The sequence below is a fragment of the Pseudoroseicyclus tamaricis genome, assembly GCF_012070395.1.
GTDB classification, from domain to species: domain Bacteria; phylum Pseudomonadota; class Alphaproteobacteria; order Rhodobacterales; family Rhodobacteraceae; genus Pseudoroseicyclus_A; species Pseudoroseicyclus_A tamaricis.
In genome coordinates, this window is the sequence record NZ_JAAFYS010000001.1 from 362,398 (window position 1) to 384,267 (window position 21,870).

Here is a 21,870-nt window from a genome sequence, read left to right on the forward strand (position 1 = left end):
GCCCGGCCCCGGGGCGAGGTGTCAGGGGCCGGGCCGCGGACGGCCCGGCGCCCGGCTCAGGGCCAGATCGACCAGACGTAGATGCCGTAGCCGCCGAGCAGCGCCGCCCCTTCCCAGCGCGCGATGCGATAGCCTGTCCACGCGAGGCCGACGAAGAGCAGCGACACGCCGACCATGACGAGGTTGTCGAATGTTACGATCTCCACCGGCACGGCGCCGGGGGCCAGGAGCGCGGTGAAGCCGCCGATGCCGAGCAGGTTGTAGATGTTGGAGCCGATGATGTTGCCGAAGGCGACGTCGCTCTGCCGCTTCAGCCCGGCGACGACGGAGGTCACGAACTCCGGCATCGAGGTGCCGATGGCGACGATGGTCAGCCCGATGACCGTCTCGGAGATGCCGAAGCCGCGCGCCAGAGAGACGGCGCCGTCGACGAGGAACCCGCCGCCTAGGATGATCAGCACCAGCCCGCCGAGGGCTAGCAGCACCGGGATCCAGGCGGGGCCATGCGCGGCCTTGCCGGGGGCGAGGGCCGGGTCCGCCTCCTGCAGGGCGGTGCTCTTCTGCTGGACGGCGCCGCCGGCCGAGGCCTGCCGCTCCTGCCGGAAGGCGAACCAGACATAGAATGCCAGCGCCGCGATGAAGACGAGGCCGGTCAGCCGGCCGGGTGTGAGCAGCGCGGCGACGAGCGCGAAGGCCACGGCCACCGCCACCATCACCGCGCCGTCGCGCTTCAGCGCGGAGGATTGCACGGTGATGGGGAAGAGCAGCGCCGCGACGCCGCCGATCAGCAGGATGTTGGCGATGTTCGAGCCGACGACGTTGCCGTAGGCGATGCCCGGCGCGCCGGAGAGCGCCGCCTGGACGGAGGTGACAAGCTCCGGCGTCGAGGTGCCGAAGCCGACGAGCGTCAGGCCGATCACGAGGGGCGAGACGCCCATCCGCGTCGCCACCTGCACCGAGCCGCGGACCAGCAGCTCCCCGCCGGCAATCAACATCACGAGGCCGCCGAGCAGCGGCAACCAGACTTCAACCATTATGAGACCTCCCCGCCGCCGGCCCCTGCCGACGGTCATTGGCGGGGCATGTAGTGAGGTCGGGGCCCGGGAAAAGGCCAGTGTCTCTCCGCGCCGCTTTTTCCCCCCTTCTGCAAACGCAGGGCGGGCGGGGTTTCCCCCGCCCGCCCGAGCCATCCCGCAATGGGGCGGCGCTTACATCGGCAGCTCGACGCTCCAGAACAGCGTCTCGCCGGAGTGGTCATCGACGCCGTCATTGTCGGTGGAGATCCACATCGTGCCGTCTTCGGTGAAGGCGAGGCCCTCGACCTTGTCCTGCGCATAGCCGTTCAGCTGCAGCAGGTCGGGGGCGATGTCATAGACGACTTCTTTCGTGACGACCGGGTAGTCCTCGCCCAGCGGCACCGGCTGCATCTCGGAGAGAGCCACGCGGGTCACCTGCTTCACGGCCACATCCGCGCCGATCTGGTTGTCGCGCTCGATGAGATAGACGTAGTCGCCGTGGGCGACGATCTCGCTGAGGCCGATCCAGCCGGTCTCGGCCGCCTCCAGCGGGTAGGCGACGGCGCCCCACTCGCCGGTGGCGGTGTCGTAGGAGATCAGCTTCACGGTGTTCTCGGCGTCATCTTCCCACGGGCGCTGCTGGGCGCCCCAGAGCACGCCACCCACCATCGTGACGCCCTCGAAGCCGGAGTTGGTCTGCACCGCCTCCAGCTCTTCGGGCAGGCGCACCTCTTCGAGGATCTCGCCGGTGGCGGAGACGTGGTAGAAGGCGTTGTAGAAGCCCTCTTCCAGCTTGCCCTCGGAGGCGACCCAGAAGCCGCCCTCACCGTCGAGCGTGATGCCTTCCTGGTCGAGCATGTGATCGCCGAACTGGATGGGCAGCGCATCGGTGATGGTGGCCGGGGTGGTCGTCGTGTCGATCGTGTAGATCATCGGCGAGCCGGCGTAGAAGCTGTCGTTCACCGCGTAGATCGTGGAGCCGTCGCCGACCATGCCGGAGATGGCGCCCCAGCCGATCAGCTCTTCCGAGCCGGCCGAGGTGAGCATCGGGTAGGCGGCGGGGGCCTCCTGATACTCGAAGATCATGACATGCGCGCGGATGCCGCCATCGGGGCCGAGGTCGGTCTCGTTGGCGGAGATGAGCAGGTTGCGCTCGGGGATCACCACGTAGCCTTCCGGCCCGATGCCGGAGGGCAGGAGCTGGGCGAGAACCGGGGCAGCCGGGTCGGTCACGTCATAGACGCCGACGACGGAGCCGCGCTCGGAGCCCACGAAGACCATCGGCGTGCCATTGAAGGTGCCAAACTCGATGCTCTCGGGCTCGACGCCTTTGTTCTCGGAGCGGCCCTCCGGGTAGTGGCCGATCTCGATCAGGGCATGCTCGAAGCTGTTGCCGCTGTCGTAGACCAGCGTGCCGTCCTTGTGGAAGATCGACCAGCCACGGCTGCCGCCGTCCATGTCGCCCTCGTTGGCGGTGGCGAAATGGTCATTGTCGATCCAGTTCACCGCGTCGGGCTCGCGGGGGATGTCCGTCAGGCTCTCGGTGAAGCTGAAGGCGTCGTCCTCGGTGGCATCGATCTCGGTCAGGTCGACCGTGCCGGCGGAGAAGGAGTTCAGCACCTCGCCATCCGCAGAGACGACGACGAGCCAGTTGTTCTCCTGCATCGTCATGACGATCTCGCCCGCGTCGTTGATGTCGACGAACTCGGGCTCGGGGTCTTCCGGGGCGATGTCGGAGAGGCCGGTGACGTCGACGCGCGAGAGGCTGTCGCAATCGAGGCCATTCTCGGCGGTGTTCACCAGCACGAGGTCGCCGGCGGGCATCTGGCCGACGCGGCCGTCGCCGAGGTCTTCGTCACGCTCGTTCTCGATGGCGACGGCGATGAAGGCGCCGTCCTTGCTGGCGGCGATGGAGTCGGGCTGGCCGCCGAGGTCACAGCGGGCGATCTCTTCCTCGGTCTCCATGTCGAGCGCCATGAGGAAGCCGGAGGGCGCCGTGTAGCTCTCCGACGTGTTGACGCCGATATAGGCGACGCCGCCGAAGACGGCGACGGAGGTGGGCTCACCGCCATCCATCTCCACCTGGCCGAGCGGGGCGGGATTGGCCGGGTCGGTGATGTCGATGAGGCCGACGACGCCGGCGGGGCTGTCGGTGTAGATCAGCGTCATGCCGTCTTCCGAGGCGGCGATGATCTCGGCCGATGTCTCTTCCGCCTCGGGGCTGTTGCCGGTGGTGGCAAAGCTGGCGATGCGGTTGAAGGCCATCTCCTGCGCCGAGGCGGCGCCGGCGCCGAGCGTGGCGGCGGCCAGGGCGGCGAGGGAGGTGGCTGTCCGGGCGGTGAACGTCATTGCGGCTGTTTCCTTCATGTCAGTCCGCCGCGGGCATGGGCCGGGCCGGTAACGGGCGGGTGACAGGAGGATGACGGCTGGATGAAAGCCGCGCGGCGCGCGGCGCTCCGGCGCGCAGCTTCCACGTCGTCACGGCATATTGCCGACAGGCGCGACAGCGACTTTACGATCTGCCCGGTTCTTGGCCGTTCTGCCGGCGCCTGCCCAAAATCCGCGCTGCGGGAAGCGATGAAATCTTTGGCAACCCTGACAGTTGTTGCGAGGTGCGGTGGCCCCTGCGGAAGGTGGATCGCGCCGCAGTCGCGCTTTCGTGACGGCGCGCCCGACGATGGACCGCGGCGCAGGGGCAAAGGGGAGGAGGCGCCGGACCACGGCCCTGACCCGGGCCCTCTTGCGGCGCAGGAAAACGAGAGCCGGCAGCGGCCGGATCAACAACGGGGGAAGCTCCAAGATGAAGCTGATGAAACTCGCCGCGGCAGCGGTATTCGCGATGTGGGCGGCGGCCTTCGCCACCACCGCCGCGGCGCAGGAGACGGATTGCCCGATCAAGGTCGGCGTCCTGCACTCCACCTCGGGGACGATGGCGATCTCCGAGACGACGCTGAAAGACACGATGCTGATGCTCATCGAGCAGCAGAACGCCGCCGGCGGCCTGCTCGGCTGTGACCTCGAGCCCGTCGTCGTCGACCCGGCCTCCGACTGGCCGCTCTTCGCCGAGAAGGCGCGTGAGCTGCTGACGGTCGAGAACGTCGACGTCATCTTCTGCTGCTGGACGTCCGTCAGCCGCAAATCGGTCCTGCCGGTCATCGAAGAGCTGAACGGCCTGGTCTTCTACCCGGTGCAGTACGAGGGAGAGGAAAGCTCCTACAACGTCTTCTACACCGGCGCCGCGCCCAACCAGCAGGCGATCCCGGCCGTCGACTACTTCCTCGAAGAGCTGGGCGTCGAGAAGTTCGCGCTGCTCGGGACGGATTACGTCTACCCGCGCACGACGAACAACATCCTCGAGCAGTACCTGCTCGACCACGGCATCCCGGAAGAGGACATCTTCGTCAACTACACGCCCTTCGGCCAGTCCGACTGGTCGACGATCATCTCCGACGTGCAGGAGCTGGCCGCCGATGGCAGCCAGGTCGGCGTTATCTCCACCATCAACGGTGACGCCAACGTCGGCTTCTACAAGGAGCTCGCCTCCGCCGGCATCGACGCCGCCGACATCCCCGTCGTCGCCTTCTCCGTCGGCGAGGAAGAGCTCTCGGGCTTCGACACCGCCGATCTCGTCGGCCACCTCGCGGCGTGGAACTACTTCATGTCCGCCGACACGCCGGAGAACGAGGAGTTCATCGCCAGCTGGCACGAGTACATCGGCAACGAGGACCGCGTGACCAACGATCCGATGGAAGCCCATTACATCGGCTTCAACATGTGGGTGCAGGCGGTCGAGGAAGCCGGCACGACCGACGTCGACCCGGTGATCGAGGCCATGGTCGGCCAGACCTTCCCGAACCTGACGGGCGGCACGGCCGAGATGCTGCCGAACCACCACCTGACCAAGCCGGTGCTCATCGGCGAGATCCAGGCGGACGGCCAGTTCGACATCATCTCCCAGACGGAGCCGGTCGCCGGCGACGCGTGGACGGACTTCCTGCCGGAATCGGCGGTGCTGGAGTCCGACTGGGTCGAACTCGGTTGCGGCATGTACAACACTGAGACCGAGACCTGCGTCCAGATGACGTCCAACTACTGAGGCCTGCCACGGCAGGACCCTGAAGGGGGGCGAGCCATCGCCCCCCTTTTCCACCCAACGAATGACCCGGGGCAGCAAGAAACCGATGCGCGCATTCTTCCTCGCCTGCGCCCTGTGCCTCGCGGCCGGCGCCGCCCTGGCCCAGGATCTGCAATCCCTCCTGCAGCAGAACGCCGAAGAGATTGGCGACCCCTCCCGCCGCACCATCGCCGAGGCGCTGGAGCCGGTGCTGGAGAGTGACTTGCCGCAGGTGCTGGATTTCCTCGAACGCTACGCCGCCCGCGAGGTCTGGCAGCGCCCGGAGGACGGCCTCTTCTTCTACGCCGAGGAGGGGGACGACGCGCTCACCCTCATCGATATCGACACTGGGGAGCCGGTCGGCACCGCCTCCAGCCGCGAGATGAATAACATCCGCGTCAATGCCGGGGTGCGGGGCGTCATCAACTCCGCCCTCGTGCAGTTCCAGCTTTCCGATGACGATGCCTCCCGCCGCATCGCCGCGCTCGACGCCATCGCCCGCTCGCCCGAGCCGGAGCATCTGGCGCCGCTGCTGAACTCCATCGAGGACGAGCCGAGCCCGGCGATCCGCGAGCGCAAGGAGCGGCTGGCGTCGATCCTGACGGCCCGCTTCGGCGAGAGCACCGAGGCGCGGGTCGCGGCCATCGACTCCATGGCCGGCGACACCTCCATCGACGTGCGCGCCACGCTCAACCAGATCCTCGGCGCCTCCGACGAGATCGGCGAGACGCTGCCGGAGGGCGAGAACCTCGCCGGCGAGCGGGAGCTGACGCGCGACGAGGCCTATGCCGAGCTGGCGGAGGAAGGGCTCGCCTCACCCCGGGTCTCCGATGCCGACATTGCCGCGGCGCTGCAGGCGAATATCGAGGGGGACGCGGTAGCCGGCGTGCCCGTCGCCACCATGTCCGACCCGGCGGCCCGCATCCGCGCCTACGAGGCGCTGGCCGAGTCCGGCACCGTGCCGCCCTTCGTCTCCGAGGACGAGGTGGACGATCTGGTCGACGCCTATGTCTATTACCAGGTCTACTACGAGGACGACCCGGCGGTGACGGACGCCGCCCGCGGCGCGCTGGGCGCCATCGAGACTCGCGTGGCGCTCTACCAGTTCGCCGACATCGCGCTCGACGCGCTGTCGCTCGCCTCGATCTACTTCCTCGCCGCCATCGGCCTCGCCATCACCTTCGGCGTCATGGGCGTCATCAACATGGCGCATGGCGAGTTCATCATGATGGGCGCCTATACGGGCTATGTCGTCCAGCAGATCGTGCCGGACTACACCGTCAGCCTCGTCATCGCCCTGCCCCTCGCCTTCGCCGTCACCTTCGCCGCGGGCGTGCTGCTGGAGCGGCTGGTGATCCGCCACCTCTACCATCGCCCGCTGGAGACCTTGCTCGCGACCTTCGGCATTTCCATCGCACTGCAGCAGCTCGCCAAGAACATCTTCGGCACCCAGGCCCGGCCGCTGACCTCGCCGGCGTGGCTGGGCGGGCAGATGGAGATCAACGACATCATCTCCATCTCCAACATCCGCATCGCCATCTTCGTGCTGGCGGCGATCTTCCTCGTCGGCCTGCTGCTGCTGCTCAACCGCACGCGGCTGGGGCTGGAGGTGCGGGCGGTGACGCAGAACCCCGGCATGGCCGCCTCGATGGGCATCAACCCCGACCGGATCAACATGCTGACCTTCGGCCTCGGCTCCGGCATCGCCGGCATCGCGGGGGTGGCCATCGGGCTCTACGCGCAGGTGACCTCGGAGATGGGCGCCAACTATATCGTGCAGAGCTTCATGACCGTCGTCGTCGGCGGGGTGGGGAATGTCTGGGGCACGCTGGCGGGGGCGGGGCTGATCGGCATCCTCCAGAAGGGGATTGAGTGGTTCAACCCGTCCAACACGCTGGCGGCGCAGACCTACATGATCCTCTTCATCATCCTGTTCATCCAGTTCCGGCCGAAGGGCATCGTCGCCCTCAAGGGCCGCGCGGCGGGGGATTGAGAATGACGTACGTCACACGCGGCGATTTCCATATGGAAATCGCGGGCGGAAACCATATGGTTTCCGCTCCCCGGGCCCGACGTTCCGCAGACGATTTTCGCGCGAAAATCGTGCACGGAAATCGCGCGATTTCCGTCTCCCCGGCAGCGGCGGAGCGCCCCGATGCAGCGTAGCTTCTTCTTCCGCAACCCGAGCATCCTCGTTTTCATCGGCCTGCTCGCGGTCTTCACGCTGGCGGTAACGCTGATGAGCGCAGGGGCCGGCTCCGGCGCCATCTCCACCTCCTTCGTGAAGACGCTCGGCCGCACGCTCTGCCTCTGCCTCGTCGCCATCGCGATGGATGTCGTCTGGGGCTATTGCGGCATCCTCAGCCTCGGCCATTTCGCCTTCTTCGGCATCGGCGGCTACGCCATCGGCATGTGGCTGATGTATGCGCGCACGGAGGAGATCGTCGTCTCCTCCCTCGCCGGGGCCACCCTGCCGCCGACGCCGCAGGAGGTGTCGGACGCCATCGGCTCCCAGATCTTCGGGGTTGTCGGCTCCTCCGACTTCCCCGCCATCTGGGCCTTCGCCCATTCGCTGCCGCTGCAATTGCTGGCGGTGGTGCTGGTGCCGGGCCTCCTGGCGCTGGTCTTCGGCTGGCTGGCCTTCCGGAGCCGCGTGACGGGCGTCTACCTCTCCATCCTCACGCAGGCGATGACGCTGGCTCTGTCGCTCTACCTCTTTCAGAACGACTCGGGCCTGCGCGGAAACAACGGCCTCTCGGGTCTGCAGAACATGCCGGGCGAGGACCTCGGGCAGGATGTCATTTCCATCCGCTTCTTCTGGGCCTCCGCTCTCGCGCTGGGCCTCGGCTACGTGCTCTTTGGCTGGGTCGTCTCCGGCAAGATGGGCTCGGTGATCCGCGCGATCCGCGACGACGAGGCGCGGGTGCGGTTCCTCGGCTACCACGTGGAGAGCTACAAGCTCTTCGTCTTCACCATCACCGCCGTCGTCGCCGGCATCGCCGGGGCGCTCTATTACCCGCAGGCCGGCATCATCAACCCGGCGGAGATCGCGCCCATCGCCTCGATCTACCTTGCCGTCTGGGTCGCCATCGGCGGGCGCGGGCGGCTCTACGGGGCGGTCATCGGCGCGGCGCTGGTCTCGCTGGCCTCCACCTGGTTCACCGGGGGCGGGGCGCCGCCCATCGACCTGGGGTTCTACCGGGTCATTTGGACGGATTGGTGGCTGGTGCTGCTCGGCCTCGTCTTCGTGCTCGTCACGCTGTTCTTCCCCAAGGGGATCGGCGGGCTGGTGGACCTGCTGGGCATCAACCGCCCCGTCAAGCAGGGCCGCACCGGCGACTACGGGCCGGACGTGGGCGCCTGGCGCAAGCGGGAAGGGGAGGAGGAATAGATGGCGACGCTGCTCGAGGTTTCCGGCGTCTCCGTCACCTTCGACGGGTTCAAGGCGATCAACAACCTCTCGCTCTCCATCGGAGAGCCGGAGATGCGGGCGATCATCGGCCCCAACGGCGCCGGCAAGACGACGATGATGGATATCATCACCGGCAAGACGAAGCCCGACGAGGGGCGCGTCCTCTGGGGAGAGATGAGCCGCAACCTCCTCGGCATGTCGGAGAGCCGCATCGCGCAGGAGGGGATCGGGCGGAAGTTCCAGCGGCCGACGGTCTTCGAGGCGCAGTCCGTGCGGGAGAACCTGCAGCTGGCGCTCAAGAACCGGCGCGGCGCCTTTGCCGTCTGGCTCCGGCCCAAGGGGCCGACGGATGACGAGCGCATCGACGCGCTGGCCGAAGAGATCGGCCTGACGGACGAGCTGGAGCGCCCGTCGGGCGAGCTCTCCCACGGGCAGAAGCAATGGCTGGAGATCGGCATGCTGCTGGCGCAGGAGCCGCGCCTGTTGCTGGTGGACGAGCCGGCGGCGGGGATGACGCCGGCGGAGCGGCAGCACACGACGGATCTCCTGAAGCGCGCCGCGCAGACGCGCGCCGTGATCGTGGTGGAGCATGACATGGAGTTCGTGCGCCGGCTTGAGTGCAAGGTGACGGTGCTGCACGAGGGGCGGGTGCTCGCGGAGGGCTCGATCGACCATGTCACCTCCAACCAGGAGGTGATCGACGTGTATCTGGGGCGGTGACGATGGCGATGCTGGAAGTCCGGGGGCTCACCCTCAAATACGGTCAGAGCCAGATCCTCTACGACGTCGACCTGACGGCCGAGGCGGGGCGGGTGACGGCGGTGATGGGCACGAACGGGGTGGGCAAGACCTCCCTCCTCAAGGCCATCTCCGGCCGCCACCCCTATGATCGCGGCACGATCACGCTGAACGGGCGAGAGCTGGTGCACGCCTCAGCCCACGCGGCGGCGAAGGCGGGCGTCGCCTACGTGCCGCAGGGGCGGGAGATCTTCCCGCTTCTGTCCGTGACGGAGAACCTCGAGAGCGGTTTCGCCTGCCTTGGCCGGGCGGAGCGGGGCGTGCCGGAGCGGATCTACGAGCTCTTCCCGGTACTCAAGGAGATGGCGGGGCGCCGGGGCGGGGATCTCTCCGGCGGGCAGCAGCAGCAGCTGGCCATCGCGCGGGCGCTGATCACGCGGCCGAAGGTGCTGCTGCTCGACGAGCCGACGGAGGGCATCCAGCCGAACATCATCAAGCAGATCGGCCACGTGATCGCGCAGCTGCGCGACGAGGGCGAGATGGCGGTGGTGCTGGTGGAGCAGTTCTTCGACTTCGCCTACGAGCTGGCCGACCATTTCGTGGCGATCCGGCGGGGCGCCGTCGAGATGAACGAGCCGCGGGCCGAGGTGGACCGGGAGCGGCTCCTGGCCTGCGTGACGATCTGAGGGACGGCGGGACGGCGCTCGCCTGCGGCAATCGCCCCGCCCGCCGTCCCTTTGCGGGCGCCGTAGGGTGGGTTTGTAACCCACCTTCGCCGGTCGCCTCCCCGCGACTCGCCTCGAAGCAGAGGCAGCCGCACCGCCCGGAGCCGCTCCCCCGCCCGGTACGCGCCAAAGGCGCAGGGCGAGCGCCTGCCCGTCCCGGCGGGCTGGCGCTCTGGCTGAGCTTGGCGCTGAGTGGCGGGCGGGGAGGGGCTTGGCTGGCATAAAGCGCACCGCGGACATGTCGGAGCGCCACCCCACGGGCAGACTCTCGCCCTGCGCCTGAGAGCGGGACGCCATGGGGAAGGGAGGGCCGGGCTGAAGCCCGGCCGACCGGTGGGCTAGGGCGTTACGAGACGTCCGTGCAGATGTACTTCATCTCCAGGTAATCCTCGATCCCGTGGCGGGAGCCCTCGCGGCCGAGGCCGGACTGCTTGACGCCGCCGAAGGGGGCCACCTCCGTCGAGATGATACCGGTGTTCACGCCGACGATGCCGTATTCGAGCGCCTCGGCCACCTTGGTCACGCGGCTCAGGTCCTTGGCATAGAAGTAGCTCGCCAGGCCGAAGATGGTGTCGTTGGCCATCTCGATCACCTGCGCCTCGTCGGTGAAGCGGAAGAGGGGGGCGAAGGGGCCGAAAGTCTCCTCTCGCGCCACCATCATCTCCTGCGTGGCGTTCTTCACCACCGTCGGCTCGTAGAACTGGGCGCCGTAGTCGCTGGGGCGACCGCCGGTGAGCACCTCGCCGCCCTTCTCGCGGGCGTCCTTCAGGTGCGCCTCCACCTTCTCGATCGCCTTGGGCTCGATGAGCGGGCCGAGCTCGGTGCCGTCGTCGAGGCCGTCGCCGACTTTCAGGGCCTTCACCGCCTCCGTCAGCTTCGCCGCGAAGGCGTCGTAGACGCCCTCCTGCACGTAGATGCGGTTGGCGCAGACACAGGTCTGCCCGTTGTTGCGGAACTTGCAGGCGATGGCGCCTTTCACCGCCTCGTCGAGATCGGCGTCGTCGAAGACGATGAAGGGGGCATTGCCGCCGAGCTCCATCGAGCACTTCATCACCTGGTCTGCCGCCTGGGCGAGCAGGGTGCGGCCCACCTCCGTCGAGCCGGTGAATGTGAGCTTGCGGACCTTGGGGTTCTCGCAGAACTCCTTCCCCGCCTCCGACGAGCTGGTCGTCGGCACCACCGAGAACACCCCCGGCGGCACGCCCGCCTCCTCCGCCAGCGCCGCCATGGCCAGCGCCGAGAGGGGCGTCAGCGAGGCGGGGCGGGAGACGAAGGAGCAGCCCGCCGCCAGCGCCGGGGCGACCTTGCGGGCGATCATGGCGTTGGGGAAGTTCCACGGCGTGATGCCCGCCGCCACGCCGATCGGCTGCTTGATCACCTGGATGCGGAGGTTCGGCTGGTGGGCGGGGATCGTCTCGCCATAGACGCGCTTGGCCTCTTCGGCGAACCACTCGATGAAACCCGCGCCGTAGGCGATCTCCGTGCGGCTCTCCGTCAGCGGCTTGCCCTGCTCGGCGGTCATGAGGATCGCCAGGTCCTCCTGGTTCTCCATCATCAGCTCGTACCAGCGGTGCATGATCTTCGCCCGCTCCTTGCCGGTCTTCGCGGCCCAGCCGGGCTGGGCGTCGTAGGCGGCGTCGATGGCCGTCGCCAGCTCCTCGCGGCTGAGATCGGCGACGCTGGCGATGACGTCGCCGCGGGCCGGGTTCCTGACGTCGAAGCGCTTGCCGGAGGTGGCGGGGCGCCACTCCCCGTCGATGTAGGCGTCCTGCCTGAGAAGAGACGTGTTCTTGAGGAGCGTGGAGAGATCGGTGGCGGTGTCGAGCATGGGAGCCTCCTTTGCTGGAGCCATTTGGCGCAGGGCGGGGGGCCGCGTCCATGGCCCGCCCGCCGGCTTCGGAAGAGGAGCGCGGCGAGGGGGTGGATGGTTCCGGCCCTGCCGCGGCGGCGGGCGATCCGGCGTGCCGCGAGGCGGACAACCCCCTTGTGATGCCGCCCGCGCTGCGGCATGGCCCGAAGCGAGGTGGCGCAGCGAGGGAGGCAGCCATGGCGCGTGAGGTGAAGATCGCCCCGTCGATCCTGTCGGCGGATTTCGCGAGGCTGGGCGAGGAGGTCCGCGCCGTCGAGGCGGCGGGGGCCGACTGGATCCACGTCGACGCGATGGACGGGCACTTCGTGCCGAACCTGACGATGGGGCCGAACGTCGTCTCCGCCATCCGCCCGCATGTGACGACCTTCATCGACGTCCATCTGATGATCGCCCCGGCCGAGCCCTATCTCGGCGCCTTCGTGAACGCCGGCGCCGATCTCGTCACCGTCCATGCCGAGGCGGGGCCGCACCTGCACCGCTCGCTGCAGTCGATCCGCGAGGCGGGGGCGCAGGCGGGCGTGGCGCTGAACCCCGCCACCCCCGTCTCCCATGTCGAGCACGTGCTGGACGACATCGACCTGATCCTCGTGATGACCGTCAATCCCGGCTTCGGCGGGCAGGCCTTCATCCCCGCCATGCTGGAGAAGATCGCCGCCGCCCGCGCCCTCGTCGGCGACCGCCCGATCCGGATCGAGGCCGATGGGGGTGTCTCGCCGCAGAACGCGGGCGACGTGGTGCGCGCGGGGGCCGACGTTCTGGTAGCCGGCTCGGCGATCTTCGGCGGCGATTACGCCGAGCGGATCAGGGCGATCCGGCAGGCGGCGGGCTGAGCGCGCCGCCCCGGGCGGAGGCGCGGGTGGCGGCGGAGGGCCGGGGGGCCAGCCCCCCGGAGCCCCCCGCGGTATTTCTGGCCAGATGAACAGGGGCGGCGGGGCTGCACAGGCTCTGCACGGGCCGGGGCGCCGGTTTGCACGGGGGGCGGGCACGCTCCGTGCAAACATCGGAGGAATTCATGAGAAGCTGGACGGGACGGACGGGCGCGGAGTGCAGCGGGTGCCGGTTGGAACGAGGCTTTCCGGGCGGGCGGCGCCGGCTTAGCGTGGCGGTGGAGCAGATGGAGCTGGCAAGGTGAGCCCCCGTATCCTCGTCGTCGACGATGACCCGCAGATCCGCGAGCTGGTCGGCATCGCCCTTGGGCGGGCCGGCCTGGCGGTCGCCGAGGCCGGGGACGGCGCGGCGGCGCTGGCGGCGGCGCGGGGCGAGGCCTTCGACCTCGTGGTGCTCGACATCGGCCTGCCGGAGATGGACGGGCGGGAGGTCTGCCGGGAGCTGCGGCGGACCAGCGACGTGCCGGTGATCTTCCTCACCGCGGAGGGCGACGAGATCGACCGGGTGGTCGGGCTGGAGCTCGGCGCGGACGATTACGTCGCCAAGCCCTTCTCCCCCCGCGAGCTGGTCGCCCGGATCAAGGCGGTGCTCAAGCGGTCCCGGCCGGAGGCGGCGCCGGAGCCCGGAGGAGAGCGGCGCCGCGGCGTGCTGGCGCTCGATCCCGGCCGCCACCGGGTGACGGTGCGCGGCCGCGACGTCGTGCTGACGGCGCGAGAGATGGAGCTGCTGGCCAAGCTCATGGAGCGGCCGGAGCATGTCGTCCCCCGGCCGGCGCTGGTGGATGCGATCTGGGGGACGAACGTCAACGTCTCCGACAGGACGATGGACAGCCACCTGCGCAACCTGCGCGCCAAGCTGGCGGAGGCCGGCTGCCCCGACGCGGTGGAGACGCTGCACGGCATCGGCATCCGCATGGGCCCCTGCCTTGGCGACTGAGGGCGGCACGGGCCGCGGCATAAGGGTGAAGTGGCGCCCGTCGCTGGCGCTGGTGATCGGGCTGGTGCTGGCGCTCGTCCTCTGCCTGCCGTTGGCGGGGATAGCCGCCGTCCAGCTTCTCGCGCCGCCGATGCAGACGGCGCGGGCGGCGGTGCTGGTGGGGCTGTCGGTGGTGGCGGCGACGGCGGGCCTCGGCTGGGTGCTCTGGCGGCTGCTCTACCGGCCGATCCGGGCGCTGTCGGCGCGGGCCGAGGCGGTGGGCCGGGGGAGGGCCGGCGCGGAGGCGCCGCTGCGCCACTATGGCACGCGGGAGATGGAGCGGACGGGGCGCGCGGTGATGGAGATGAGCCGCATCCTGATGGGCCGAGAGGCGGTGCTGCGCTCCTACGCCGATCACGCGACGCACGAGCTGAAGGCGCCGCTGACGGTGCTCCGCGGCGCCGCCGAGCTGCTGGACGGCGACGATATTCCGCCGGAGGAGCGGGCGCGGCTCCTCGCCCGCATCGACGAGGCGGCGGACAGGATGACGGCGCTGCTCGATGCCCAGCGGGCGTTGGCGCGTGCGCAGGAGCCGGTGATGCGCGGCAGCACCCGCGTTGCGCCGCTGATGGCGGGCCTCTCGGCGGATCACCCGGAGGCGGAGATCCTGTTGGTCGCCGACGGCATGCTGCCCCTGACGCGGGAGGCGCTGCGGCTGGTGCTGGACCACCTGATCGGCAATGCGGTGGCCCATGGCGCCGGGGAGGTGCGGCTCACGGTGGGGCCGGAGGGCCTGACGGTGGCGGATGACGGGCCGGGGGTGTCGGCCGGGAACAGGTCGCGGATCTTCGATCCGTTCTTCACGACGCGCAGGGCCGATGGCGGGACGGGGATGGGCCTGCCGATCGTGCGGCGGATGCTGGAGGCGCACGGGGCGGAGATCATGCTCCGCGAGGACGGGCCGGGGGCGACGTTCGCGATCCGGTTTTGAAGGGGGCTTGAGGGGCGGGCGCCGCGCGGAGGGACGGTGGGTTGAAAACCCACCCTACGGGGACCCGCTCGGGCGAGGGCACCCGGAGACCCGGCCGCCGCTTCTTCCCCGCGCGGAATCAAGCCGCAGGCGCCGCGCGAGCGCCGGCCCGTCCCGCGGGCTGGCGCTCTGGCTGAGCTTGGTGCTGAGCTCCGAGCGGGGAGGGGCTGGGCTGGCATAAAATTGCGCAGCGGGGCCGTTGCGGCGCCACCCCACGGGCCGGCGTGAGAGCTGGGCGCCTCTTCCGGGCCGGGGGGACGGTGGGTTGGAAACCCACCTTACGGGGGCTCGCTCGGGCCGAGGGCGCCCAGAGACCCCGCCGCCGCTTTTCCCCTCGCGCGGAATCAAGCCGCAGGCGCCGCGCGAGCGCCGGCTCGTCCCGGCGGGCCGGCGCTCTTGCTGGGCTTGGTGCCTCGCTCGGAGCAGGGGAGGGGCTTGGCTGGCATAAATTGCGCAGCGGGGCCGTTGCGGCGCCACCCCACGGGCCGGCGTGTGAGGGCGGCTCTTGTGGCAGATGGGTCCTGGGCCCGCCGGAGGGCGGTGGGGTGAAACCCCACCCTACGGGGTAACTGGCGGACCCGGTGGGGATCGAACGGGGCTGCGGCGCCCCGCCCCGCCTACGCCTTGCCCTCGGTCATCCGGCGGATGGCATCCACGCCGCTCTCGCCCAGCGGCACCTTCGCGAAGGGGCCGCCGAGCTTCGTCAGGCCCATGTCCTGCGCGTCGGGCTGCTTCGCCGTAGCCTCGATGCGCTCGGCCCAGTCCTCGGCATCGTCCTGCGGGCGGTAGCCGAGGAAGGAGGCGGGGGAATTGTCGACCGGGCAGCGGGTGTTGGCGGAGACGCCGAAGATCGTGGTGAAGCCGGTCACCGGCGCCTTGATCGAGGCCATCACGAGGCGGCGCAGGTCGCCGTAGCTGAGCCAGGTGCCGAGGGCGCGCAGGTTGTTCGGGGCAGGCTCGCAGGTGAGGATGCGGATGCAGACGGCCTCCAGCCCGCGCTTCTCCCAGTACATGCGGCCCATGTCCTCGGCGAAGCACTTGGCGAGGCCGTAGAAGGTATCCGGCCGGTGCGCGCCGTTGCAGGGCACGCCGGCGTTGGTGTCCTCCATCCCGACGGCATGGATGGAGCTGGCGTAGATCACGCGGCGGCAGCCGGCGCGGTGGGCGGCCTCCCAGACGTTGTAGGCGCCGATGTAGTTGGGGCCGAGCAGCTCCTCGAAGGGCTTCTCGTCGACGATGGCGCCGAAGTGGACGACCATGTCCGCCCCCTCCATGAGCGGGGCGATCTGGCCCATCTCGGCGAGGTCGGCCTTGACCCAGGTCTCGTTCGGCAGCAGCTCGGCCGGTGCGTCGGCGATGTCGGTGGAGAGCAGCTCGGCGGCGAGGCCGGAGAGCATCTCGCGCAGCTGCATGCCGAGGTTGCCGGCGGCGCCGGTGAGGACGATCTTGCGCATGGGCGTTCCTTCTTCGTCAGATGATCGCATCTTCCACCACCCGCTTGCCGGTGACGAGGCGGGAGACGGAGAGGGGGGTGAGGTCGAGGCTCTGGTAGCCTCCGGTGAGGATCAGCTCTACCAGCCCGCGGCCGATGCCGGCGGCCTGTTGCAGCCCGTGGCCGGAGAAGCCGTTCGCGAAATAAAGGCCTTCGGCCGCCGGGTGCAGGCCGACGAGGGCGTTCTGGTCATGGGTGTTGTAGGCGTAGTGGCCCGTCCAGAAGCGGAGCAGGCGCAGCTGCTCGAAGGCCGGGATGCGGGCGGCAAGGGCGGGCCAGAGCCTCTCCTCGAAGGTGTCGGGATCCATGGAAAAGTCGTCCGGCGCGGCGGGATCGTCATCGAGGGGCGCGCAGCCGATCATGAAGTTGGCGCCGTCCTGGCGGACATGGAAGCCGGAGGGGTCGATCGTCAACGGCAGCTTCGCCGCCAGCGGCGCGGCGGCGAAGGTGAAGGTGTGGCGGCGGCGCGGCTCCACCGGCAGCTCGATGCCGGCCCAACGGGCGACGAGCGCCGCGCGGGGGCCGGCGGCGTTGACGACGGCGCCGGCGGCGATCACCGTGCCGTCCGCCAGCCGGATGCCGGTGATGCGCGCGCCCTCGGACGTCAGCCCGGCCACCTCCGCCTCCACCCATTCCGCCCCCATCTCGCGCGAACGGCGGCGGAAGGTGGAGAAGAGCGTGGCGCCGTCGAAGTAGCCCTCTCCTTCGGTGCCGTGGGAAGCGAGGAGGATGTCCTCCCGCTCCATCCAGGGGAAGCGGGCGGCGAGCTGGCCGGGCTCCAGCAGCACCGTCCGGGCGCCGAGGCTCTTCTGCAGGGCGGCGCGGCTGCGCAGGCGACGGGCGCCCTCCTCCGTCGCGGCGAGGTAGAGGTAGCCGAAGGGGTCGAGCGCGGGGGGCGGGCTCGCCTCCTCCATCACCTCCGGCCAGTCGGCGAGCAGGGCGAGGGTCGCCTGCGAGAGGCGGATGTTCACCTCGGTGCCGAATTGCAGGCGGATGCAGCTGTTGGTGTGGGTGGTGGAGGCTTGGGCGTAGGTCGCGTCCCGCTCGACCACCAGCACCGAGAAGCCGGCGCGGGCCTTCATGGCCCAGAAGGCAGTGGAGGCGCCGGTGATGCCGCCGCCGATGATGACCAGATCGTAGGCGCGGCGGGCGGGCATCGGGACTCTCCGGGCTGAACCGGAGCGGAGCCTAGGGCGGCGCGGAGGCGGGGGAAAGGGGGGCGAGGACAGATGGTGGCGCGCCGCCCGGGGAGGGCTCGGCAAGAAGGCGGGGGGGCAGACAAAGCGAAACCCCCGCCACTGGGGCGGGGGTTCGGTCGTGCGTCGAAACGGTGCTTCGGCTCAGCTGTTGCGGCGGAACAGGCGGCCGACCCAGATGAGGATGCAGGCACCGATGAAGCCGATGATGAGTTGCCCGATCCAGCCGCCAAGCGTTTCGCCGATGATGGCGAAGAGAATGGCGTTGAGGATGAGCGCCCCGACGATGCCGAGAATGATATTCATCAGAAGTCCCATGTTGGACTTCATGAACTGCTCGGCGAGCCATCCGGCGATGGCGCCGATGATGATGGCGGCGAACCAACCTACTCCAGTCATGTGATCAAAACCCCCGCGGTTTTTTTACGTTGTGTTGCTGCGCAAGGCATGTCCCGCGCTTGGCATGTTAACGGTATGGCAGGCAGGTGGTTCCATCGCTCGAAAAATGTCGCGGATTGTGAGGGCCTTCGGGCGGCGCGCTTTCGTGGCAACGGGGGATGCGCCGCGCGTCTTCCTCCCTCCGCACGCGGCGCGCCCTGCGCCGGATCGCCCGGCGGAGCGGCGCGCGGGCGCCGGCCGGTTGACAGCGCCGGGGCCGCTCGCCACGAAGACCGCCACCAAGGCGGCGCAACCGGGGAGCTGAGCATGGCGAAGAAGGAGCAGGGCGAGCGGCGCCAGCAGGTCTACACCCTGCTCGTCGAGGTGGGCCGCAAGGCCGGCGACGGGCTGCCCGAGGGGGCGACCGGCGGGGCGCTGATGGTCTACGCCTCCGGCATCGACGAGGCTGAGGCGGTGCGGGAGACCGTCGCCATCCTCAAGCAGGCCGATCTGGCCCCGCTCGACGTCTCCGGCTACGGCACGCTGGAGGAGCGGCTGGCCGAGGGGCACGACATCCCCGATGACGAGCGAGAGATGATGGAGCGGGCGCTGGCGGAGAATGCCGTCATCGTCGCCCAGATGACCCCCTTCTTCGAAGGTGACGAGGAGCGCGAGGATGACTGACCCTGTCGAGCTGACGCAGGCCCTGATCCGCTGCCCCTCCGTGACGCCGGAGGAGGGCGGGGCTCTGGTGCTCCTGCAGGACCTTCTGGAGGGCGCCGGCTTCACCTGCACCCGGGTCGACCGGGGCGGGGTGTCCAACCTCTTCGCCCGCTGGGGCGACAAGGGCGCGGCGAAGACCTTCGGCTTCAACGGCCACACCGACGTGGTGCCCCCCGGCGATTCCGGCCTCTGGTCCGTCATGCCCTTCGCCGGCGAGGTGCGGGACGGCGAGGTCTGGGGCCGGGGCGCGGCCGACATGAAGAGCGGCGTCGCCGCCTTTGCCGCCGCGGCGGTGGATTTCGTGCGCGAGACGCCGCCGGACGGCGCCGTGATCCTCGCCATCACCGGCGACGAGGAGGGCGACGCGAAGGACGGCACCACCGCGCTGCTGGACTGGATGGACGAGCAGGGCGAGCGCATGGCCATGTGCCTCGTCGGCGAGCCGACCTGCCCGGAGACCTTGGGCGACATGATCAAGATCGGGCGCCGCGGCTCGATGAACGCCGTGGTCACGGTCACCGGCCGTCAGGGCCACTCCGCCTATCCCCACCGCGCCGCCAACCCGCTGCCGGCCCTCGCCGCGCTGGCGGACAGGCTGGCCTCGGAGGAGCTGGACAAGGGCAGCGACCACTTCGACGCCTCGACGCTGGCGCTCACCTCCATCGACACCGGCAACACGGCGACCAACGTCATCCCCGGCGCCGCGAAGATGATGCTGAACATCCGCTTCAACGACCACCACAGCGGCAGCGCGCTGACGGAGTGGCTGCGCGGCGAGGCGGCGGAGGTGGCGGGGCGCTTCGGCGTGACCATCGATATGGCCGTTAAGATCTCCGGTGAGAGCTTCCTCACGCCGCCCGGAGAGCTGTCGGAACTGGTCTCCGGGGCCATTGAGGCGGTGACGGGCCGGCGGCCTGCGCTCTCCACCACCGGGGGCACCTCCGACGCGCGCTTCGTGAAGGATCATTGCCCGGTCGTAGAGTTCGGCCTCGTCGGCCAGACGATGCATCAGGCGGACGAGCGGGTGACGGTGGCGGATATCGAGGGGCTGGCCGCGATCTACCGCCGCATCCTGCAGGATTACTTCGCCGTCTGACGTCCGGGGCTAGCGCTTGCGGACGCGGGTGAGCTTCTTCTCCCGCGCGGCGGACTTCTTCTTCGCGGCGCCCTGCTTGCGGCGGGGCGGCTTGCCGGGGCGATGGGATGGGCCGCGCGGCACCTCCGCCTCGTCGAGGCTCACCAGCTCGCCCACCATGCCACCGGTATCCGCCGCCGCCTCGGAGAGCTTGATCACCGCGCGCTGGCCGAGCCGCATGACGCGGCCCGACTGGCTGCCCATCAGGCTCTGGCTCTCGCGGTCATAGTGGAAGAACTCGCCGCCGAGCGTGCGGATGGGGATCAGCACGTCGGCGCCCGTCCCGTCGAGCTTAATGAAGAGGCCGAACTTCGCCACCCCGGCGACGCGGCCCGGCAGCTCCGTCCCCACCCGCTCGGCCATGAAGGCGGCGAGGTAGCGATCGTTCGTGTCGCGCTCGGCCATCATCGAGCGGCGCTCGGTGTCGGAGATCTGCTCGCCGATCTGGCCCATCCGCTCGATCTGGTCGTCGCTGAGCCCGTCGTCACCCCAGCGATGGGCAGTGATCAGGGCGCGGTGGACGATGAGGTCGGAGTACCGCCGGATCGGCGAGGTGAAGTGCGCGTAGTTGCGCAGCGCCAGGCCGAAATGGCCGAAGTTGTCGGGCCCGTAATAGGCCTGGGACATCGAGCGCAGGGTGCTCATGTTGATGAGCTCCGCCTCGTCCTTGCCCGCGGCCTGCGCGAGCAGCTGGTTGAGGTGCTTTGTCTGCAGCACCTGCCCCTTGGCCAGCGTCAGCCCGGCGCCCTCGGCTACCTCGCGCAAGGATTCCAGCTTCGCCGGGTCCGGCTCTTCGTGGACACGGTAGAGCAGGGGGGTCTTCTTCTCCTTCAGAGTCTCGGCCGCGCAGACATTGGCGAGGACCATGAACTCCTCGATCAGCTTGTGCGCGGCGAGCCTGTCCTTGAAGTCGACGGAGGTGACCTCCCCCGCCTCGTTCAGCACGATCTGCCGCTCCGGCAGGTCCAGCTCCAGCGGCTGGCGGCGGGCGCGGGCGGCGAGGAGCGCGTCATAGGCGGCGTAGAGGGGGCGGATGACCTCGTCCATCATCGCCGCGGCGCGCTCGCTCGGGCCGCCATCCATCGCCGCCTGCACCTCCTCGTAGGGGAAGGAGGCGCGGGATTTCATCAGCCCCCGCGTGAAGCGGTGGGAGAGCTTGGAGCCGTCTTCGCGGATGCGGATCTCCACCGCCAGCACGGCACGCGGCACGCCCTCGTGCAGCGAGCAGAGGTCGCCCGAGAGGCGGTCGGGCAGCATCGGCACGACGCGGTCGGGGAAGTAGGTGGAGTTGCCGCGCTTGAGCGCCTCCCGGTCCAGCTCGGAGCCGGGGCGGACGTAATGGGCGACATCGGCGATGGCGACCCAGAGGACATGGCCGCCCGGGTTGTCCGCCGCGTCGTCGGCGCGGGCGAGGACGGCGTCATCGCGGTCGCGCGCGTCGGCGGGGTCAATGGTGACGAGGGGCAGGTGCTGCAGATCCTCCCGGCCGGAGAGGCCGGCGGGCTTGGCGGCATCGGCCTCCGCCAGCACCTCGGGCGGGAACTCGTGGGGGATGCCGTGCTGGTGGATCGCGATAAGGGAGACGGATCTCGGCGCCCCCGGAGCGCCCAGCCGCTGGGTGACGCGCGCCTTCGGCAGGCCGAGGCGCCCCTTGGGGCCGGATTGCTCCGCCTCCACCAGCTCGCCGTCCTTGGCCCCGTGCTCGTGCCCGAGGGAGACGACCCACTGCCGGTCGGCCTTCTTGTCGATGGGCATGATCCGCCCGCCTTCGGAGCCCTTGCGGTAGATGCCGAGGATCGTCGTCGGCGCATGGCCGATGCGGCGGATCATGCGGGCGGTGTAATCCTGCTCCTCCCCCGGTGTCGGGGTGAGGCGGGCGAGGATCCGGTCCCCCTCGGCGAGCGCCGGATCGCCCTCCCTCGGGAGGACGCGAACGCTCGGCTCCTCCCCCTCGCCGTGCCATTCCATCGGGCGGGCGGAGAGGTCGCCATCGGCGTCGGGCGCCCGGACGAGGAGGATGGTGACGGGGGGCAGCGTCTCGGGGTCCCGGTAGGAGCGGCGCTTCTTCTCGACATGCCCCTCCTCCTCCAGCTCCTTGAGCATGCGCTTGAGGTCGATCCTCTGCGCGCCCTTGAGGCCGAAGGCCTTGGCGATGTCACGCTTGTGCGTCTTCTCCGGGTTGTCCTGGAGAAAGGCGAGGATCTCGGCCTTGGAGGGGAGCGGGGTCATGCTGTGGGA

The 21,870-nt window shown here is 69.7% G+C and carries 17 protein-coding genes; 10 read left to right on the top strand and 7 right to left on the bottom strand.

Annotated features, from left to right (window positions below; genetic code table 11):
- Window positions 1-56 precede the first annotated feature (56 nt).
- The gene (locus GY170_RS01690; RefSeq protein ID WP_163889378.1) at window positions 57-1,034 is read right to left on the bottom strand and encodes a calcium/sodium antiporter; all 978 of its coding nucleotides are present in this window, start codon (window positions 1,032-1,034) and stop codon (window positions 57-59) included.
- A gap of 174 nt (window positions 1,035-1,208) precedes the next feature.
- The gene (locus tag GY170_RS01695) at window positions 1,209-3,365 is read right to left on the bottom strand and encodes an esterase-like activity of phytase family protein (protein WP_203531130.1); all 2,157 of its coding nucleotides are present in this window, start codon (window positions 3,363-3,365) and stop codon (window positions 1,209-1,211) included.
- A 460-nt stretch (window positions 3,366-3,825) separates the two neighbouring features.
- Between GY170_RS01695 and urtA the strand changes: the two genes are divergently transcribed.
- From urtA to urtE, 5 genes are all read left to right on the top strand, one after another.
- The gene (gene urtA / locus GY170_RS01700; protein WP_163891091.1) at window positions 3,826-5,112 is read left to right on the top strand and encodes an urea ABC transporter substrate-binding protein; all 1,287 of its coding nucleotides are present in this window, start codon (window positions 3,826-3,828) and stop codon (window positions 5,110-5,112) included.
- Window positions 5,113-5,197: 85 nt separating this feature from the next.
- On the top strand, window positions 5,198-7,123 hold the full coding sequence (gene urtB / locus GY170_RS01705; RefSeq protein WP_203531131.1) for an urea ABC transporter permease subunit UrtB: 1,926 nt from the start codon (window positions 5,198-5,200) through the stop codon (window positions 7,121-7,123).
- A 162-nt stretch (window positions 7,124-7,285) separates the two neighbouring features.
- On the top strand, window positions 7,286-8,521 hold the full coding sequence (urtC, locus tag GY170_RS01710) for an urea ABC transporter permease subunit UrtC (protein ID WP_163889384.1): 1,236 nt from the start codon (window positions 7,286-7,288) through the stop codon (window positions 8,519-8,521).
- Window positions 8,522-9,262, top strand: a complete 741-nt coding sequence (gene urtD / locus GY170_RS01715; RefSeq protein WP_163889386.1) for an urea ABC transporter ATP-binding protein UrtD — start codon at window positions 8,522-8,524, stop codon at window positions 9,260-9,262.
- 8 nt (window positions 9,263-9,270) lie between these two features.
- The gene (urtE, locus tag GY170_RS01720; protein ID WP_163891093.1) at window positions 9,271-9,966 is read left to right on the top strand and encodes an urea ABC transporter ATP-binding subunit UrtE; all 696 of its coding nucleotides are present in this window, start codon (window positions 9,271-9,273) and stop codon (window positions 9,964-9,966) included.
- 385 nt (window positions 9,967-10,351) lie between these two features.
- Here urtE and GY170_RS01725 read toward each other — a convergent pair whose 3' ends face one another.
- Window positions 10,352-11,833 carry an NAD-dependent succinate-semialdehyde dehydrogenase gene (locus GY170_RS01725; RefSeq protein ID WP_163889388.1) on the bottom strand — a complete coding sequence of 494 codons (1,482 nt, stop codon included), beginning with the start codon at window positions 11,831-11,833 and terminating at the stop codon, window positions 10,352-10,354.
- A gap of 218 nt (window positions 11,834-12,051) precedes the next feature.
- Between GY170_RS01725 and rpe the strand changes: the two genes are divergently transcribed.
- From rpe to GY170_RS01740, 3 genes are all read left to right on the top strand, one after another.
- Window positions 12,052-12,705 carry a ribulose-phosphate 3-epimerase gene (gene rpe / locus GY170_RS01730; RefSeq protein ID WP_163889390.1) on the top strand — a complete coding sequence of 218 codons (654 nt, stop codon included), beginning with the start codon at window positions 12,052-12,054 and terminating at the stop codon, window positions 12,703-12,705.
- A gap of 298 nt (window positions 12,706-13,003) precedes the next feature.
- Window positions 13,004-13,699: a response regulator transcription factor gene (locus GY170_RS01735; protein WP_163889392.1), complete on the top strand. Its 696-nt coding sequence runs from the start codon at window positions 13,004-13,006 to the stop codon at window positions 13,697-13,699.
- Window positions 13,700-13,724: 25 nt separating this feature from the next.
- Window positions 13,725-14,669, top strand: a complete 945-nt coding sequence (locus GY170_RS01740; RefSeq protein WP_235937774.1) for a sensor histidine kinase — start codon at window positions 13,725-13,727, stop codon at window positions 14,667-14,669.
- Window positions 14,670-15,325: 656 nt separating this feature from the next.
- On the opposite strand, the gene GY170_RS01745 is transcribed toward GY170_RS01740, so the two are convergent.
- The 3 genes from GY170_RS01745 to GY170_RS01755 form a co-directional block, all read right to left on the bottom strand.
- Window positions 15,326-16,162 carry an NAD-dependent epimerase/dehydratase family protein gene (locus GY170_RS01745; protein WP_163889393.1) on the bottom strand — a complete coding sequence of 279 codons (837 nt, stop codon included), beginning with the start codon at window positions 16,160-16,162 and terminating at the stop codon, window positions 15,326-15,328.
- 16 nt (window positions 16,163-16,178) lie between these two features.
- A complete protein-coding gene (locus tag GY170_RS01750) occupies window positions 16,179-17,357 on the bottom strand; it encodes an NAD(P)/FAD-dependent oxidoreductase (RefSeq protein WP_163889395.1) in 1,179 nt (392 codons plus the stop codon).
- A gap of 183 nt (window positions 17,358-17,540) precedes the next feature.
- Entirely contained in the window at window positions 17,541-17,795 is a 255-nt protein-coding gene (locus GY170_RS01755) for a GlsB/YeaQ/YmgE family stress response membrane protein (RefSeq protein WP_163889397.1), read from the bottom strand.
- Window positions 17,796-18,101: 306 nt separating this feature from the next.
- On the opposite strand from GY170_RS01755, the gene GY170_RS01760 reads away from it, so the two are divergent.
- Both GY170_RS01760 and dapE read left to right on the top strand, forming a co-directional pair.
- The gene (locus GY170_RS01760) at window positions 18,102-18,458 is read left to right on the top strand and encodes a DUF8846 family protein (protein ID WP_163889399.1); all 357 of its coding nucleotides are present in this window, start codon (window positions 18,102-18,104) and stop codon (window positions 18,456-18,458) included.
- A complete protein-coding gene (gene dapE / locus GY170_RS01765) occupies window positions 18,451-19,593 on the top strand; it encodes a succinyl-diaminopimelate desuccinylase (protein ID WP_163889401.1) in 1,143 nt (380 codons plus the stop codon). The genes GY170_RS01760 and dapE overlap by 8 nt, the downstream gene beginning before the upstream one ends.
- 9 nt (window positions 19,594-19,602) lie before the next feature.
- Here the strand turns inward: dapE and rnr are convergent, their stop codons facing one another.
- Window positions 19,603-21,861, bottom strand: a complete 2,259-nt coding sequence (rnr, locus tag GY170_RS01770; protein WP_163889403.1) for a ribonuclease R — start codon at window positions 21,859-21,861, stop codon at window positions 19,603-19,605.
- Between the last annotated feature and the right edge of the window lie 9 nt (window positions 21,862-21,870).

What these genes read in the sequence shown, in the direction of transcription:
- GY170_RS01695 (WP_203531130.1), bottom strand. Translation starts at nt 3,365, where the DNA reads ATGACGTTCACCGCCCGGACAGCCACCTCCCTCGCCGCCCTGGCCGCC.
- rnr (WP_163889403.1), bottom strand. Translation starts at nt 21,861, where the DNA reads ATGACCCCGCTCCCCTCCAAGGCCGAGATCCTCGCCTTTCTCCAGGAC.
- urtA (WP_163891091.1), top strand. Translation starts at nt 3,826, where the DNA reads ATGAAACTCGCCGCGGCAGCGGTATTCGCGATGTGGGCGGCGGCCTTC.
- urtD (WP_163889386.1), top strand. Translation starts at nt 8,522, where the DNA reads ATGGCGACGCTGCTCGAGGTTTCCGGCGTCTCCGTCACCTTCGACGGG.
- urtC (WP_163889384.1), top strand. Translation starts at nt 7,286, where the DNA reads ATGCAGCGTAGCTTCTTCTTCCGCAACCCGAGCATCCTCGTTTTCATC.
- GY170_RS01760 (WP_163889399.1), top strand. Translation starts at nt 18,102, where the DNA reads ATGGCGAAGAAGGAGCAGGGCGAGCGGCGCCAGCAGGTCTACACCCTG.
- dapE (WP_163889401.1), top strand. Translation starts at nt 18,451, where the DNA reads ATGACTGACCCTGTCGAGCTGACGCAGGCCCTGATCCGCTGCCCCTCC.
- GY170_RS01755 (WP_163889397.1), bottom strand. Translation starts at nt 17,795, where the DNA reads ATGACTGGAGTAGGTTGGTTCGCCGCCATCATCATCGGCGCCATCGCC.
- urtE (WP_163891093.1), top strand. Translation starts at nt 9,271, where the DNA reads ATGCTGGAAGTCCGGGGGCTCACCCTCAAATACGGTCAGAGCCAGATC.
- rpe (WP_163889390.1), top strand. Translation starts at nt 12,052, where the DNA reads ATGGCGCGTGAGGTGAAGATCGCCCCGTCGATCCTGTCGGCGGATTTC.
- GY170_RS01725 (WP_163889388.1), bottom strand. Translation starts at nt 11,833, where the DNA reads ATGCTCGACACCGCCACCGATCTCTCCACGCTCCTCAAGAACACGTCT.
- GY170_RS01690 (WP_163889378.1), bottom strand. Translation starts at nt 1,034, where the DNA reads ATGGTTGAAGTCTGGTTGCCGCTGCTCGGCGGCCTCGTGATGTTGATT.
- GY170_RS01745 (WP_163889393.1), bottom strand. Translation starts at nt 16,162, where the DNA reads ATGCGCAAGATCGTCCTCACCGGCGCCGCCGGCAACCTCGGCATGCAG.
- GY170_RS01750 (WP_163889395.1), bottom strand. Translation starts at nt 17,357, where the DNA reads ATGCCCGCCCGCCGCGCCTACGATCTGGTCATCATCGGCGGCGGCATC.
- urtB (WP_203531131.1), top strand. Translation starts at nt 5,198, where the DNA reads ATGCGCGCATTCTTCCTCGCCTGCGCCCTGTGCCTCGCGGCCGGCGCC.